Annotated in this window: 5 protein-coding genes; 2 read left to right on the forward strand and 3 right to left on the reverse strand. The window is 71.2% G+C overall.

Annotation, left to right across the window (positions count from 1 at the left end):
• Nucleotides 1-9 precede the first annotated feature (9 nt).
• A complete protein-coding gene (locus ACVWNX_RS03230; RefSeq protein WP_454412326.1) occupies nucleotides 10-7,314 on the reverse strand; it encodes a polymorphic toxin-type HINT domain-containing protein in 7,305 nt (2,434 codons plus the stop codon).
• Nucleotides 7,315-7,970: 656 nt separating this feature from the next.
• Here ACVWNX_RS03230 and ACVWNX_RS03235 point away from each other — a divergent pair.
• Together ACVWNX_RS03235 and ACVWNX_RS03240 are read left to right on the forward strand one after the other, a co-directional pair.
• Nucleotides 7,971-11,645 (forward strand): DNRLRE domain-containing protein, encoded by a 3,675-nt coding sequence (locus ACVWNX_RS03235; protein WP_454412327.1) that lies wholly within the window; start codon nucleotides 7,971-7,973, stop codon nucleotides 11,643-11,645.
• Nucleotides 11,646-11,896: 251 nt separating this feature from the next.
• The gene (locus ACVWNX_RS03240; RefSeq protein ID WP_454412328.1) at nucleotides 11,897-12,478 is read left to right on the forward strand and encodes a hypothetical protein; all 582 of its coding nucleotides are present in this window, start codon (nucleotides 11,897-11,899) and stop codon (nucleotides 12,476-12,478) included.
• A gap of 134 nt (nucleotides 12,479-12,612) precedes the next feature.
• Here the strand turns inward: ACVWNX_RS03240 and ACVWNX_RS03245 are convergent, their stop codons facing one another.
• Both ACVWNX_RS03245 and ACVWNX_RS03250 read right to left on the reverse strand, forming a co-directional pair.
• Nucleotides 12,613-15,513 carry an ABC transporter substrate-binding protein gene (locus tag ACVWNX_RS03245; protein WP_454412329.1) on the reverse strand — a complete coding sequence of 967 codons (2,901 nt, stop codon included), beginning with the start codon at nucleotides 15,511-15,513 and terminating at the stop codon, nucleotides 12,613-12,615.
• Between the two features lie 401 nt (nucleotides 15,514-15,914).
• Nucleotides 15,915-17,567 (reverse strand): ATP-binding cassette domain-containing protein, encoded by a 1,653-nt coding sequence (locus ACVWNX_RS03250; RefSeq protein ID WP_454412330.1) that lies wholly within the window; start codon nucleotides 17,565-17,567, stop codon nucleotides 15,915-15,917.
• Nucleotides 17,568-17,579: the final 12 nt, after the last annotated feature.

The following is a 17,579-nucleotide window of genomic DNA, read 5'->3' on the forward strand; positions in this document are numbered from 1 at the left end:
TATACCGCCCTAGAACGGGAAGGCCGTTACAACTTTCCCATCGTTCACGATTACTCGGACGCTCGTCAGATCTCCGCCGCCATTTTCAGGTCCAGCCTTTCCAATAGAGGCGCCAAAGTCCCATTCGTAAATCTGACCAGGGCGGGGGGCGCCAGTGACGGGGTCCGGCGTGTTCGCCTTTGGGGTGCCGCGGTTGATTGTATCGATGATCCGCTGGCGAACCTTCTTTTCCTTTCCTATGAAGATCCCGGCCTCGTCGTCGACCAATGCACCACCGGGCCTGTGGCGATCCACGATATGCCCCCAGTCCCCACCTTCCAGAGCAGCAGTTCCACAAAGGCTTGAATTGTGGACCAGCACCGGAGTGGACCCCGCCAGCACATAGTACGAGTGCAGCCCCTCGACGGTCAGGTTGTACGTGCGGGCATGGCGCGTGTACTCCCGGTTCCCCGTGACGATGACCGTGTCGCCCTCGTCTGTGCGCAGCGTCATGCCGGGTTCGAGCTGGTGGGCCTCCAGCCAGGCGTCCTCGGAGGGCGACCAGAACGGGTGGTCGTGCGTGGCGGTGAGTTTCCGGATGCCGTCCTCGGTGGCTATGGACAGCTCGTTGAGGAACTTCTCGCCCTGAGTCCGGATCAGGGCCGTTACCTTTCTGGGGCCGGTCTCCCCGGTCTCGGGGTCCGTGGCCAGGACCCGGTCTCCGACCTCGATGTCCTCGATGTCCTCGGTCGCGCCGCTAGCCAGAAGGACTGCGGTCCCGGCCAGGAAGCATTTTCTGCAACCCTTCGCGCCCTTCAAGAGCTTTGCGATAGCCTTGGCGCCCTTGGCCGCAGGGATGGGGGCGACTTCCACGACAGCCTTAACGCAGTTCATCGGCGAGAAATCCGTAGGGCATTTCTTTATGGTCTCGACATCGGGAACGACCATTTCAACGGTGAACTTCACCGCTCCCTCACCGATCGACAAGGCCCTGTCCAAGAAGGACTTCTTCTTGGGCGGTGCGCTGGCCACAGTGGCAGCTTGGTGCTGCCCGTAATGGGCAGTGCCGTGATACCCGCCAGTTCCGCTCCCGGAAGAACTCTGCGATGCGCTGCCGGATGATCCCCTGCTCGATCCGCCGCCCCCGTTGGAGCCGGACGACCCGGTCGTCTGGATGGTGCACTGGGTCGTCACGCAGTGGCCGCTTCCTCCGCCCTCTGTGACCGTTCCCCCGGCGGTGTGCTGGCCGCCGGTGCCGTTCATGCACTGGATGGTCACGCAGTGTCCAGCGTACAAACCCGTCGGATCACTCATGCTGACCGGGGAGTTGTTGGCGTACGCGTAGCCGTTCATCTGGAGCGGGTCGGCGAAGTCGATGATCGGGTCGGCGGATATGAAACGGCCGGTGGACTGGTCGTATTCGCGGGCGCCGATGTGGGTGAGGCCGGTGGTCTTGTCGTCGATGCCGACGCCGAGGAAGCCGCGCTTGTTGGGCCAGGTGGTGGGCTGGGGGCCGCGGGTCTCGCCGTAGGGCTTGGCGGCGCGGCGGGTGACGGGCTGGTTGCCGGTGAGTTCGACGGTGGTGTTGGCCGTGCCGAGGTGGTCGGTGATCAGGGCGCTGCGGATGTGCGCCGTGGTGGAGCCGTTGTTGGTGGTGCGGACGACCGAGGGTGCGCCGGGGTGGGCGTAGGTGCGGGAGGCCCGGGTGATGGTGCCGGTCGCGTTGGTGGTGAGTTCGGTCTCGCCGAGGTAGAGGGTGGAGCCGGTGGAGGAGTTCTCCAGGAGCCGGTTGCCCGAGGCGTCGTAGACGTAGCGGGTCGTCGTCCCGGCCACCGTGTCGGTGACGGAGTCGAGCTTGTTCTCCTGGGTCCAGTCCAGTTGCTGGGTGGTGTCGGGCAGGGTGCGCGTCCTGGTGTTGCCGTGGACGTCGTACGCGTAGGTGCTGCCGCCGCCGCTCGACCGGGAGATCGAGGTGAGGGTGTGCGGCTGGACCGTCTGCGCGGGGGCCGTCCCGTTGCCGGGCACCTGCTTGCCGTAGTGGTAGGTCTGGGTGACGTTGTTGGCGGCGTTCGCCGGATCGTGCTCGGTCATCGTGGCGCGGTTGCCGAGCAGGTCGAAGGTGAACGACTGCCGGTAGGCGGTGGCTCCGGTGGAGACCGTACCGGCGGCGGGTGCCGCCGCGCTCAGGGAGGTGGGCAGCGTGGTGCCCGGCGGTGTGCTGTCGACGGGCTTGCCGACCGCTTCGGCGACCGGACCGGTGGAGGGCGCGCCCTTGCTGTCGTAGCCCCAGTTGGCCCCGTTCGCGGCCCGGCAGCCCGTGCGCTTGCCGTCCGGTACGAGGTTCGAGGTCCAGGCGTGGACGACCTGGCGCATCCGGTCGTGGGTGAAGCACTGGTTGTCCCAGGTGGAGCCCGCCGCGTCCCGGAGCTGCCGGGCGTGCGAGGTGACCGACCCGGTGACGTCGTAGGAGTAGTAGCCGTCCGAGACGCGGTGCGGGCCCGCGGTCTCCCGGTCGGTGACGGTCCGCTGGAGCCGTCCGCTGTACTCGTCGATGAAGTTGGTGGTCCACAGGCGGTCCGGCTGGGAGCCGGAGACCGTGCGCAGCACCTCGCCGAAGGGCGAGTAGGTGGTGTCCGCGGTGTACCAGTTGAGGCCGGAGGTGGTCTCGGGCAGGCCGTCCTCGTTGTAGCGGGTGACGACCTTCTCGGTGGCGAGGCCGCCCTTGCCCGGCAGGGTCACCGAGTGGAGCTTGCCGGTGGGGGTGTAGGCGTACCCGTAGGTGTAGGTGCCGGACAGACCGGTGGTCATCGGGTTGGCGGGGATGACCGTCTCACGGCCGGTGGGCCGGTAGTCGGCGTCGTAGCCGGTGACGCGGTCGACGTAGTCGCCGTTGGCGGTGTGCCGGATGGAGGAGGCGGGGTGGCCGAGGGCGCCCGCCGGGTCGAAGGTGAACTCCTTGACGGGGTCCGAAGTCGGCGTCCCGTGCCGGATCTTGACGGCCCGGCCGAGGATGTCGTACTCGGTGTGGGTCTTGCGCTGTCCGGCGTCGACGACCAGGGAGGGGCGGTCGGCCTCGTCGTACTGGGTGGTCGTGTCGCCGGTGTCGGGGTCGGAGGTCGCCGTGACGCGGCCCCGGGCGTCGTGGGTGAAGGTCCAGGCGTTGCCGTCGGGGTCGGTGACCTTGTCGCGGTTGCCCCGGGCGTCGTACGTGTAGGAGGTGGTGCGGGCGGTCTTCTCGTCCGCCGAGGTGTAGTGGCGGACCGAGGTGACGCGGTCGAGGACGTCCCGGGTGGTCCGGACGGTGGGGGTGGAGTCACCGGGCGGGTAGACGATGGTGCTGTTGAGGCTGTACGACGTGTACGTGGCGTACTTGAACTGACCCGCGTGGTAGACCGATTCCCGCAGGACGCGTTCCAGTCCGTCGTAACGGAACTTGACCTTGCTCGGGACGACCGTGTCGGACTTGGGCTGGAAGACGTCCGTGACGGGTTCGCCCTGGGCGAGGTAGCCGCTGGTCCGCTCGTAGGGCAGACCGTGGTCGTTGTAGTTGGTGTCGGTGATGATCCGGCCGGGGCCGTGTGCCTGGGCCTGGGTCTGCACCGGACGGGCCAGGCCGTCGTACAGGGTGATGTGACGGCTGTAGGAACCGTCGTCCTTGAGGGAGCGGACGGTGACGGCGGCCGGGGAGTTCTTCTCGCTGGTGGCGACGGCGGCGTGGTACGAGATCTGGACGTCGGGGTTCTGGGTGCCGGAGGACCGGGCGGCGGACCAGCCCTTGACGAGGCGTCCGAGGGCGTCGTACTCGGTCCGCGTCGTCCGTCCGTTGGCGTCGGTGGTGGTCAGCGGGAGACTGCGGGCCGGGTCGTAGGTGGTGGTGGAGGTGTGGCCCTTGGCGTTGACCGTCTTGATCGAGGTGACGGGGCCGCCGGTGTCACCGGGGGTGTACTGGGTCTCGACCGTGCCCAGCAGGGGCTTGGTCACCTTGCGGGGGCGGCCGAGCGGGTCGTAGGTGAAGGTGCTGGTGACCGAGTGGTCGGTACCCTCGCCGTTGATCTCGGAGACGGTGGTGGGCCGGCCCTTCGTGGGGGTGGCCCCGTAGGCGAGGCCGTCGTACGAGGTGCGGACCGAGCCCTTCAGTTCGGTGGCCGGTGAGGCGGTGGCGAACCCGGCGCAGGAGGTCCCGGTGGTCCGGGTCTCCTTGGGGAGCCCGATGATCCCTTCCGCGGTGTTGTGGACGTACGAGGTCCGGGTGCAGGTCCGGTTCGACAGGCTCTCCCCGCCGCCGCTGGCCGGTTTGACCACGGCCGTCTCGACCTCGACGGGCAGCCCGTGGGTGTCGTCGACGGTGGTGAGGGTGCGGACGGACTGGATGCCGTTGTCGGTGGTGTGGATCGCCTCGGTGCGTTCGACGCCGGTGCGGTGGGCGCGCAGGGCGGACATCGGGGTGCCGTCGTCGGCCCTGCGGGACCGTTCCGCGGTGGTCTTCGTCCAGGGGAAGCTGAGGACCCGGCGCACCACCGAGCCGGTGCCGGAGCGGTAGGTGACGGCCTCCGCGGTCATCCCGGCGAACTGATGGGAGTCGGTGCCCAGGGTGTGGGTGCCGCTGGTGTCCTTGAGGGTGCCGCCGGTGCCCAGGAAGTAACGGGTGAGGGACTTGGACTGGGACTGGGTGACGGCCGTGGACGACTGCTTGCCGCCCTTGAAGACGGTGACCTGGCGGTAGCCGCGCCAAGCGCTGTGGGTGCGGAGCTTCTCGGGCAGGAACTCATCGTCGGACGGGGCCCAGGCGGGCTCGTCGTACTCGTACCGGCGGTGGACGATGCCGCCCTTGGCGGTCACGCTGTCGCGTTCCGTGACGGATTCGACGACGTACTTGTTGAACCACGCCTTGGCGGGCTTCTCGACCTCGCCGTCCGGTGACCAGCGCACCGGGTAGCAGCCGGTGTTGTCCCGTCCCCGGTCCTGGGCCGGTTCGGTGGCGCATCCGCCCCGGTACTCGACGGAGATCTCACCGCCCAGGTCGGTGGCGACGACGCCGATGCGCGGACGGGTGAACTCCGGACGCTGGTCCGTCTTGCTCCTCGGGACCAGGTTGGGGAGGTGACGGTCCCTGAGCCAGCGCAACTGCTTCGGGGAGTCGCTGGAGACCACGTAGGGCGAGAAGCTGACGCCGTCGGCGGACTGGTCGGTGCCGGTGGTGTCGCCCGGGGCGAAGCCCTTGCGGGTGATCGAGTCCAGCCACAGTCCCGGGGAGGAGCTGTACCACCCGTGGGGGAAGGACTGCTGGAGCGTGTGGGTGTCCACCTTCTGGAGGGTGGTGGCGCCGGGGCGCTGACCGTAGGTGGTGATCGCCGAGAGCCGTATCCGGCTCCAGAACGACGGGAAGGCGGGGCAGAGGTCCGAGGTGGCCTTGCAGTTGAGGTTGCCGGGGGTGTCCCACCAGGGGCGGTAGGCGCCGGGGTCGCCGGTCTGGTCGAACTTGGCGGGGGCGCAGGCGGTGGGGGACGCCAGGCAGCGCTCGGCGACGACGAAGTCGACCTTGGCGGACGGCTTGGTGAGGTCCGAGGAGCGCATGCCGTACTCGATGTGGTTCGGGTAGGCCGCCCGGTCGTACACCTCGGGCGTCTTGAACTTCTTCCGCACCGAGTAGTGGTTGGTGGCCTGCTGCCAGTCGATCACCATGGCGTTGCCGTGGACGTCGACGACCTTGTCCAGGCCCCAGCGCCACGCCTGCTGCTTGCCCGCGCCGCAGCGGGACGCGGCGAAGGTGCTCGCGTGGCAGGGCTCGCCGGGGTGGTTGCCGAAGACCGGCACGGTGGAGACGGAGTCGGTGTCGGCGTGACCGCCGCCGACGTTGTGCAGCCCGTAGTAGTGGACGGTGCCGTCGGCGGTGGTGACGACCCAGTACTCGCCGTTGTCGTCGCCGTTGGTGGCGCCGGTGCGGCGCTCGACGCGGGTGCCGTCGTCGCTCGCGGGACGGTAGACCTCGGTGGCGGTCTCCGGGTTGCTGGTCAGGGAGTCGTCCCGGACCAGTTCGGTGGTCTTGCCGCCGAGGGACATCACCGCGTTGTGGGAGACCCAGCACAGATCGCTGGTCTTGTCCTTCTTGGCGGTGTTGTTGGGGGTGCCCGGGTCGGCGGTGCCCGGCCGGAGCGGTTTGCGGTCGTCCTCACAGGTGCGGTAGCGGCGCTCGATGTGTCCGGGGTCGTAGTCCCAGCCGTCGCCGACCCAGGATGCCTGGGGGGAGGCGATCGCCGTCCGGCCGTCCACGCTCTGGGAGTTGTAGCCGAGCGCGATGTTCGGCGTGGGGCCCGCGGGCGGGTCCGGAACCTCGACCGGGTACGACCAGGTGAAGGCTCCGGACGCGCCGCCCGCCTCCCACTTCCCGGCGGAGGGGAGCGGTGTCGCCTTGAAGGAACCGCCCGGTCCCGCGCCGGAGTCCACGGCCCCGATGACGGTCTTGTCCCCGGTGGCCGCCGCGGCGACCGTCCGGTACGGGGTGGTCGTCACACCGGTGCCGGAGCCCGCCGCGGCCGGGAGCACCGGGGCTCCGGTCCCGTCGGCGGCGGTGTCCACGGTCGCGGTGATCGCCTTCGCCGCCGTGTCGTTGACGGTCTCCAGGGTCTCGTACTCCTGACACGCCTCCTCGGCGGGCGTGGTCAGGTAGCACTCGGGGAACTGCACGAACCGCAGTCGGGACGCCCAGTCGGCGCCGTGCAGGTTCCGGAACTTGGCGTAGTCGAGCCGCACCGACAGCGGCACCGAGCCGGTGGCCGGGGCCTGAACGGTGATGACCGCGCCGTCGACGCCCGCGGCGAGCGGCGCGACCCGGTCGGCGACGCTGACCTGCCAGGTGCCGGTGGGCGCGGGCTGGCCGGTGGCCCGGCCCAGGCTGACCGGCACGTTCTGGACGGGTGTGGGGGGTGGTGGATCGGCGCTGACCGACGCGGTGTTCACGTCTTCGGTGGGCGGTGTCCCGGCCGCGCGGTGGACGGCCCGCTGGACGCCGGTCGTCCCGGATCCGGATTCCGGCGGCGTTCCGGAGCGGTGGGCGGCCGGGGTCGCCGGGGCGGCGAAGGTGAGGGTGCCGGTGGCCGCGGGCGGTGCGGTGGTGCTGTTCACCGGCGGCTGGAGGAAGGGCCGGGGGATGTCGACCCGCATGCTTTCGAGGTTGTTGTCCTGCTCGTCGCCGGGAACCGGGACGTCCTTGGGCAGTTCCTCCAGTTCGAGGGTGTCCTCCCGGCCCACCTGTCCGGTGGTGGGCACCGGCGGGATGGCGAGCGCGGTCGCGGGCAGCAGCCCGACGAGCAGTGCGGCGCCGACGACCGGGACCACGACGAGCCGCGTACGACGGCGCGCGGCCCGGGCCTGGGCCCGGCGGGCGCCCCACCGGAGCCGGAACGCGGGCAGGCGGAAAGACGAATGACGACCGGACACGACGGGCCCCCCGGACCAACTCGGTGCGGGCCGAAGAGCGGACCACGCGTGATGGCGTATCAGTAGCGCAGATTCTGTGAGCGTCCTGTGACCGTGCGCCATAGTTCCGGGAACTCTGTGATGATCATCACTTTGGGTAACCACATAGACGCGGACAGGAAGGTGTAAGTAGGGGTACAAGTGATCTTCACCCGACTAGCCTGTCAATAACCTATGAATCAGCTATGTGACGCGCACCACCCTGAATACCCCCATCGAGCAAGCCAGTTGGGATCGCTTCGTCCCGTTTGGCACCCCTTGCTTCCGGTCCCCGTCGCCCTCCGTGCCGGGCCGTGCGCGGTGCCCGGCCCCCCGGAATCCCGTTGCCCCGCGCCATGGACGCCCCGGAACACACGGGTGACGAGCGCCCCGACTTGGGCCATCATCAGCTCGCCTCGCCACGGTCGGCCCGGGAACACGTGAGCACGGTCCGGGCACCACCGTGACGACGAGCGCAGCAGCTCCGGCCGAGCCATGCCCGGTGCGCCGGATTCCAGGGGGAGGGACCACGCCCGATGACGCGTACTCCGCGGACAGTCCGCGACCGGCTCCGACGGCGCGGGGCACCGGACCCCGCACCGGACGACCGTCCACCGCGCCGCACTCCGGGACGGCGCGCGATCGCCACCGCCCTGGCCCTCACGCTCGCCGTCGGGGGCCTCGCCTACGTGGGACTGGGGACGGACGACGGCCCCGGCGACGACCGCGCGGCCTCCCCCGACCAACCCCGGCGGCCCGCCACCGCACAGCGGGTCAGCGTCGCCGACGCGGCCGCGAAAGCCGCCCGTACCGGCCGGAAGGTCGAGGTCACCGCGCTGCGCTCGGCGAACTCCACCACCTGGGCCCAGCCCGACGGACTGCTGGCGAAGGCGATCCACCCCTCCCCCGTCAGGGCCGAGGTGGACGGTGAGTGGCGGCCGATCGACCTGGGGCTGCGACGCACCGAGGACGGCTGGGAACCCGCCGTGTCGAACACCCGGATCGTGTTCTCCGCCGGGTCGCGGTCCGGGGACGGACCACGGACGGACGACGGCGACGACCGGGCGTCCCGCTCCGGCGCCCGGAGAGCCGCTCCGGTGCGCACCGCGCCCGGACGGACGGCGACGGGCGCCCGGGAGACCGTCCGCAGGGTCTCCCTCGTCAAGGGCGGCGCCCCCGCGCGTCCCCAAGGCGCCCCGGCGGGGTCCGCGAGCACCACCGGCACCCCGCTGGTCGCCCTCCACGTCGGCACCCACACCATCCAGCTCACCTGGCCCGGACCCGTCCCGACACCGGTGATCGACGCCAACCGGGCCCTGTACCCGGAGATCTTCCCCGGCGCCGACCTCGTGCTGACCGCCGACGACGCCGGGTTCGCCCCGCTCCTCGTCATCAAGAACCGGGAGGCGGCGGCGCATCCGCTCGCCCAGCAGCTCACCTACGGGATCAGTTCCCCGACCCTGAGCTTCCGGATCGACCCGGTCTCCGGGATGGTCGGTGCCGACGACCCGTACGGCGACGAGGTCGCCGTGTCCCCGACCCCGCTGATGTGGGACAGCAGCGGACAGCCCGCCGTCACCGACAGCGCGGTGGGCTCCAGCGCCCAGCCGACCGCGCCGGAGGACCCGGACCCGGTGGACACCGGGGTGCCCACCCCCGAGGAGGAGGGCCCCGCCCCGGCCGAACCCGACAGCGAGTCCGACGAGCAGACGGACCAGGAGAACGAGGTCCTGCCGACCGTCTCCGAGGATCCCTCGGCCGCGCCCACAGCGGACCCGGTAGCCACCGTCCCCCCGGAGCCCGCGCCCGAACCCGTCCGGACCGGGCCCGACGCCACCTTGAGCCTGCCCTCCCTGAACGGCCCCTCGCCCGACTCCCGGGGCGAGGTGATCGAGTCGGACCTGACCGACGGCGTCTGGACCCTGACGCCCGACCAGGAGTTCCTCACCGACCCCGCGACGGTCTACCCGGTCTTCGTCGACCCGTCCGTCACCAAGCCCATGGACGGCTGGACCACCGCGTACAACCGGCACCCGAACGCGACCTTCTACAACGGCAAGGGCTTCAACAAGGGCGGCACGCACGACGCCCGGGTCGGCTTCGAGTCGGAGACCTGGGGCACCTCCCGCTCCTTCTTCAACCTCGAACTCGGTGACCACCTCAAGGGCGCCACGATGGTGAAGGCGGAGTTCAGACTGCTGGCGACGTACTCTTGGTCGTGCAGCCCGCGCTCGATGAGCGTGCACGTCACCAGGAAGGTCAAAGCCCGCACCAACTGGCGCAACGCCCCCAAACTCCACAACGGCAACAAGCTGACCGGCAAGAGCTTCGCCCACGGGTGGAAGGCCGCGCAGTGCCCGGACGACCATGTGAAGTTCAACGTCCGCAACGCCGTGCAGAAGAAGGTGAACAAGGGCGCCGACACGATCACCTTCGGTCTGCGCGCCCGTGACGAGGACTCCCAGTACGCGTGGAAGAAGTTCCGCGCCAACGGCGGCCATCCCCCGTCCCTGTACCTGGTGTACAACCGTCCGCCCACCAAGCCCACCAAGCTCGACCTCCTCCCGGACGCCAAGTGCACCAGCAGCGCTCCTTACGTGCGGATGGGTTCGGGGTCGGTGCAGTTCAGCGCCCGCTCCACCGACAAGGACGGGAACCTGCACGCGCTCAACTTCGACCTCTGGCCGACCGGCCGATGGGACCAGACCGGGGACCTGCTCGGGGCTACCGGCAAGGTGACCGTCGGAAACGACATCCACGCGGCGAGTAAGACCACCGACCCGTTCCCCACCAGCAAGCTCACCAACGGCACCCTGTACTCCTGGCGGGTGCGGGCGGAGGACAAGGCCGATGGGCGCGTCGGGAAGTCCTCGTACGCCCCCGCCAAGACGCCGTGCCGCTTCGTCCTCGACACCTCCAAGCCCCGGCCGCCCCGGGTGACGTCCACCGACTTCCCCGACGGGAACGAGGAAGAGAACGGCTTCGGCAGCGAGGGAGAGGACGCCATCTGGTCGAAGAAGAAGTTCGGCACCCCGGGCTCGTTCACGTTCCGCGCGCTGAGCACCGACGTCGTGCGCTACGAGTACGGGTTCAACTCGCCGGTCTACACCGGTTCGATCAACCGCACGGCCGGAGCCGCCGTGACGGTCAGCGCGGTGTTCGACAACGCCAAACCGCCGACCGCCGGACCGAACGTCCTCCACGTACGGGTGGTGGACGGCGCGGGCAACGTCTCCGAGCCGACGAAGTACTTCTTCTACGTCACCCCCCGCGACCAGACCGACTCCCCGGGCGACTTCACCGGCGACGACCTGCCGGACATGCTGGTGGTCACCAAGGACGGCGACCTCGCGCTCTACCCCTCGCAGGCGAAGAGCAGCGACACCGGACAGGGCACGGGTGACATCGACTACTCGATGCGCGGCGCCTACCGGGACAATCCCGAACGGGACCCCAAGGGCGGTGACGGCAAGCCCCTGCACTCCTCGGCGCCGAGGGGTCACTTCAACGGCGCTCTGATCACGCACAACGGCGACATCTACGGCGGTGACGGCCTCCAGGACCTGGTGGCCCGGGTCGGCGGCAGGCTGTGGGTCTATCCGGGCGACGGATACGGCGCGGTCAACATCAACAAGCGGCGGGAGATCCTGCTGCCGGAGGGCGCGCCCGCACCGGCCGACCTCACCCAGATCGTGGCGGCGGGGGACGTCACCGGCGACGGCCGGGTCGACTTCTTCGCCACCGTCGGGGACGCCCTGTGGGCGTTCACCGGCTACCACGGGGCGACCGTGGAGCAGGCGACCCGGCTCACCAGCACCCCCTGGCTGAACCGGGACATCGTCTCGGCGTACGACGTCAGCGGCGACTCCGTCGCGGACCTGGTCTACCGGTCCGACTCCGGCAAGCTGATGCTCCGCAAGGGCAAGCCCGCTACCGGCGGCGGAACGGACCTCACCTCGCTGGCGAGCGCGGCGAACTCCCTGGGCGGCGCGGACGCGACGTACGGGGCGGGCAACTGGACGGTCGCCAACACGCCGTTCGTCATGGGCACCCCCGACGCGAACAGCGACGGCGTCCCGGACATCTGGGCGGTGCGCGGTGACGGTTCGGTGCGGTTCCACGCGGGGTCGCGGACGGCGCTGAGCGGGGACGGCACCGAGATCATCGGCGGCCCCACGAACCACTGGCGGGACCGGATAGCGATCGGCTGACGGGGGCGGGGCCGGGGACGGACCGTTCCCCGCGTCTCCCCTCCTTGGCCGCCTTCACTTCCGCGGTCACCCCGAACGCGCCTCGACCGCCCGGAGTCCTCCGGGCGGTCGAGGCGTTCCCGGGCACCAGATGATCCGTGACGGGCCGGGAGTCCGGCCCGGACCGTCCCGCCGTGGAGATCCGGCCACGGCTCCCCGGGTCGGACGGTCCGGGCTCCCGGCCGCTCCCGCCTCGCGTACCGTCGGTGCGCATGAAGCGCATGGGGTGGGCCGTGGTCGTCACGGCGGTGGGTGTCCTTCTCGGCTCGTCCCTGAGCGGGTGCGGGGAGGAACGTGCCGACGGCGGGGGTTCCGGACCGGGCCGGGGGGCGGCCAGTGGGTCGGCCTCCCCCACCGCCGACCCGCTGGCCGACCACGACCGACGGTTCCGGAAGATCGCCGGGGCGTGCGCGGAAGCGACCGGCTCGCCCTCCCCCTCCGGCTCCTCGTCGCTGGACCCGGAGGCGGGCAAGTACGTCGAGAACCAGGCGTTCCGGAAGCGGGTGGAGCTGGGCCCGGACGCGCGGTGCCGTGCCGACGCCCATGCGAAGGCGGTGCTCCGCGCCCTGCGCGCCCTGGCGGAACCGCTCGACGAGCGGGCCGTGCGCGGCGCGCTGGAGCGGCTCGGATATCCGGTGGACGGGGTCCGGGTGGTGGCGGGCGGGCCGTGGTTCTCCCTGGCCGTTCCCGACAGCGGGTTGTGCGTGACGGTGGAACCGGGGCCGCCGCCGACCGCCGAGGGCCACGGCGTCTACTACGAGGGCGGCTGCGAACGGCCCCGGGGCGGTCACTGACCCGGCGCGCCTGGAGCCCTTGGGGTCCATAACACCGTAGCGCCGTAGCGCCAAGAGCACCGTGACCCGTGGCTCATGACTCGGGGCCCGGGCCCCGTCGGAGGCTCCGGGGAGGGGCGGCCCTCCCCGGAGGTTCAGCCCGCCGGAGGGTCGATCGCGCACTCCCGTCGGGTCAGCGGTTCGGCGTCGCCCGCGACCCTGCTGCAGATCAACCGGGTCCGTGGAGTCCCGTCCGGCGCGCTCCGCACCTGTTTGAGCGCCACGCTGTGTCCGTCGCGGTCGCCGTAGAGCGGGGCCTTGGTGAAGTCGATGGTGCCGGTGGCCATTCCGCTGAGCTTGACCGTACGGAGGTTCACCCAGGTCGCCGCGCGGCTCTGGGGAACGCTGCCCCGGGTCGCCGCCCAGTAGAGCGCCCGGGTCGCGTCGTGGTTCAACGCCGTCTGGCCGCTGGAGAAGACCGCGGTCTCATGGGTGGGCAGTTCCTCCTCGCGCCCCAGCAGGTGTGCGTGCGCGTCCTTGTAGAAGGAGGTCGACGACGACGCCTCCTCCAGTTCGGCCAGGACCGCGTGGTAGAGCGTGACCTTGGGCGCCACCCCGTCCTGGCCCCGGGTGAACTTGGCCTTGGAGAGGTCGTCGCCGGTGAGGATGGAGATGTTCCGCCGCGCGCAGCCGGGTTCGGTGCCGAGCTGGGCCATCAAGGGGCTGATGTCCTCCACCCGTCCGGCGAAGTAGATCACCGACGGCACCTGGGAACCCTGGCAGATCTTCTCCGTGTGCACCCGCAGTTCGGGCTTTCCGCCCACCAGCAGGTAGCGGCGTTGCCCCAGCATGGAGAAGCCCTGACGCCTCAGCATCCGCTGGCCGTACTTGGCCTGCTCGTCGGTGTAGAGGTCGTCCGACTCGGCGGTGTCCCGGGCCAGTACCAGCGCGTGCTGTTTCTTGCCCGGTTCACGCAACTGCGCTGCTATCAGGCCGAGTTGTTTGACCTGTCGTTCGTCGGGGGCGGCGAGGCTGAACCAGTTGGCGAACGTGCGCGGCAGATAGGTCGCCGAGTTGGTGCCGGAGACCACCGGCAGCCCCGCGTCACGCAGCTTCTCGTTGGTCTTCGCGCTCGACTTCAGGTCACGGCCGGTGCCGACCACACCGACCACCGTGGGGTCGGTGGCGGCGTAGGCGGTGATGCGGTCGGCCATGTCCAGTTGGTGGTGGAGGTCCACGCCTCCGTTGGCGACCAGTACCCGGAGTTTGATGGGGTAGGTCTCGTTGATGACCGCCTGCGCCAGATGGACGCCGGCCAGTTCCTCGATGCCCTTCACCGGGGAGGTGCCCTTGTCGGGATCGTGGCTGAGCGGGCCCGCGTAGATGACGGTCACGTACTCGTCGCGGTGTTCGGCGAGGACGTCACGGTTCTGGCTCGCGATGCGGTCCTCCAGCCAGGGCACCGACCACGGGGTGTCGTTCTCCCCGGACGCCTCTCCGCCGTCGGGGAGCCAGTCGGCGAAGCGGACCCCGTCGGTGGCGACCCCGATGCACTCGGTCCGGCCGTCGGGGCCGGTCCTGCGCACGGTGTCGCGGTTGGCGGTCAGGACCGACGCCGAACAGTAGGTGTCGTGGAGGTCGTCGGCGCGCGTCCAGACTCCGGTGGCGAACAGCAGCAGCACCAGGGCCAGGGCGTGCACGGACCAGACCACCCGGGCCGTGGTGGGCCGGGTGTTGGCCCGTACGCAGGGCAGCCGTCCGTCCGCGAGCGGCCCCAGCCGGTCGCCGGGCAGGGGAACCTTCAACACCCACGGCAGTTCGGCGAGTTCACGGCTGGGCGACTGTCCGGCCCGGAGGTTGCGGGCCCATTCCTGGTACCAGATCCACAGGGTGCCGCCGGGCTCCTGCACCACCGTGCGCTGGAGCCGGTGGACCTCGGAACCCGGTACGGCGGCGACGATCAGCAGCGGGTCCAGTTCGCTGCGGCGGCTGCGTACGTCGCTGACCGCCTTGATCAGTTCGATGCCGCCGTTCTCCGCTCCCACCCGGGGCAGGAAGAGCATGGGCGGTCGATGGCGTTTGAAGCCCCGGAGGTCCCAGCTCCAGCGGCGGTGGTTGTCGCGCAGGTCCTCGAACAACGCCAGCACGTAGAGCTGGAGTTGGAAGTCGTCCCCTTCCTGGAGCGCCTCGGCGACGTCGTGGGCGCGGGCCGCGATGGCCCGCCAGGAGCGGACCGGGCGGAAGAGCGAGACGTCGGTGGAACGCCCGCGCGACGCGGCCCTGAGGAAGGTCGTGGTCATGAACCACCGGCTCTCGCGGCGCAGCCAGAGGAAGATCGGCGCCCGTCCCGGCAGGACGTTGTCCAGCAGCAGCAGGAGCAGCAGGAACCCCACCCCGGAGGCCAGCGCCACCGACCAGTGGCTCCTGGCGAGCAGGGCCGCGAGACCGGCGACCAGGCTCGCCGGGAGGATGTGCGCCATGTCGAGCTGGGCGGGACCCGGGTTCCAGCGCCTGCCGCCCTTCGGCCGCCAACGCTGCTTGGCGAGTTGGTCCAGCAGCCGTTGGGCGGGGTCGGGTCCGCCCAACGGGACGGCCGTCGACGGGACGGCAGTCGGCGGGACAGCGGTCGACGGAGCGGCCGTTGGCGGGAGGGTCCCCGGGGTGGCCGTAGAGGCGGACGTCGGCTGGGGCCATTCGGCGTTCAGTTCGACGACGGCGTCCTCGATCGCCCGTACCAGCCGCAGCCGGGGGAAGGCGTAGCGCCGGTAGACCGAGCCGTGTCCGTCCCACCGTTTGGGGTCGGCGAGATCGCGTACCAGGGCGGCGGCCCGTCGCACCTCGGTGACGCCCTCCTGCTGGGCCGGGGCGACGGCGCACCGGGTGCCGTGCGCGTCCTGCCCCCGGTGCAGCTCCTCCACCAAGTCGACGACCCGGTCGTCATCGGCGCTGTCCTCGGCGTGGAGCACGGCGACCGGCATGGGCGGATCACTGGTGCGGAAGTCCCGGATCAGGACCTCCAGGCGTTTCTGCACTTCGACGCCCGCGCCGGTCGACATTCCGGGATGTCCGCCCGGGCACCTCGGCGGCGGTTCACGGTCACCACTCGACACGGCCGTACCCCCGTTCACGAGTCCTGACCACGAACCTAGCGGGCGCGGTCTCCCCCACGGGGGTGTTTATCGGACGGACACCGTCTCGTCACCGACCGGGTTCATCGCGGGGTCGCGTCGGCCGGGCCGCCGTCGCGTCGGACCGTCGCCGTTCGGCCGTTCCCCGGGCCAGGACGTCGCCGTTCGGATCACGGGATCCCCCGGCTCATCACGACCGACCCGGACGATGGCATATGAGCAGCCGTCGCCCCGGACCCCGCGCGGAGGGGGCCGGTCGACGGCGACGGGCGTCCATGAGCCGGCGGGTACCGCGCCCCGCACCCGTCCGGCCCACGGAGTCGACGCCCCTACCGGACCCGTTCCCGGTCGTCGGCGCCGGTTCCCGTCGCCTCTCCTCTCGGGGCGGGGAGGGCGATGACGTCCGTGGCGTCCCAGAGGCCGGTGTCGCGATGGGTGACCGCGATGACCGTCCCGGGCAGTCGTCGCAGCGCCTCCACCACGTGCCGCTCCGTCGTGACGTCGAGCGCCGCCGTCGCTTCGTCGAGGACGAGGACCGGCGCGTTCTTCAGCAACGCGCGCGCGAGGGCGACCCGTTGGCGCTCCCCGCCGGAGAGCGCGCTCCCGTGGTGTCCGACGGGCTGGTCGACACCGAGCGGGGACCGGTTGACGACCTCCTCCAGCCGCGCCGTCCGGGCGGCCGCCAGGACCTCGTCGTCGGTGGCCCCGGGGCGGCCGAGCCGGATGTTCCCGGCGAGGGTGCCGTCGAACACGACCGGGTCCTGGGGAACGTAGGCGAAGTGCGTGGCGAGGTCGTCGCCGCGCACGTCCCTGAGGTCGGCTCCGCCCAGCGTCACCCGCCCCTCCTCGGGGTCGTCGAAACGCATCAGCAGGTTGAGCAGGGTGCTCTTGCCGCTTCCCGTGGGGCCGGTGACGAGCACCCGCGCCCCCTCGGGGATCACGACGGAGAGGCCGTGGAGCACGGGCCGGTGCGAGACGCCCACGAGTTCCAGCCGGTGGCCGTCGCGCGGGGCGCTCCGCGCGGGTTCCGGCAGGGCGGGCGCGGTGGCCACGGCGCGGTACCGCTGGAGGGTGGTGCGCAGGTCGTTCACCGTCAGGCCCGCGAGGGCGAGCGCGTCCAGCGGTGCGGCGGCCCGTGCGGTGAGGATCACCAGGGCGAGCGCCGACGCGGGATCGCCGGTGCCCGTGACCGCGAGGAGCGTCACGACTCCGGCCAGCGGAAGGACGCCGGCGAGGCCGGAGACCAGCGCGGCGGGCGCGGAGGCGTCGTTGGTCCGCGCGAGCGCGGCCTCCTCCGTCCGCCAGGCGGCCGTGAGGCGGGCGACGGCCCGGTCGGGGCCCGCGGCCGTCCGCAGCAGTTCGAGGTGGTCGACGAACTCCAGCGACGCCGTGGCGGCGGCCTGCCCCGCGTCGCCCCGGTCGGCGTCCGCGCGGGCCAGGGCGCGCTGGGCGAGGCTCTGCGCGACGAAGGCGACCGCCAGGAGCACGCCCACGAACAGCGCCGCGGACGGCCCATCGACGATCCCGATCCCGATGAGCAGCAGCACGGGGACCAGCGGCGACAGGACGAACGTCTGCAACTGGTGGGCGGGCACGCTCATCAGCGTCGGGATGGCGCGCCCGGCGACGGTCCCGATCAGCGCCCGGTGGGGCTCCGTGAACCAGGAGAGCCGGGCGCGCGCGAACGCGGCGCCGAGCCCCTCGTAGAGGTCGCCCGCGAGCCGGGCGCCGGTGAGGTAACCGCTCCGGGAGACCAGCACGGTGATCGCGACGGCCACCGCCGCCGCGCCGAGCACCGCTCCGGGCGGCCGCCCGTTCGCCAGGGCCCAGGCGAGCGCCGTGTACGCGGTGGCTTCCGCGACGGCGACGAGCGCCCAGCCGAGGGAGATCCGGATCAGCCGCCGCTTCGCCGCGTCGGGCAACTCCCTTACCGCACTCGACACTTGGGACACCCGGGACGCCCAGGGCCGGGAGGTGGTCATCGGCTTCCTCCG

The organism is Streptomyces sp. JNUCC 64 (assembly GCF_054484115.1).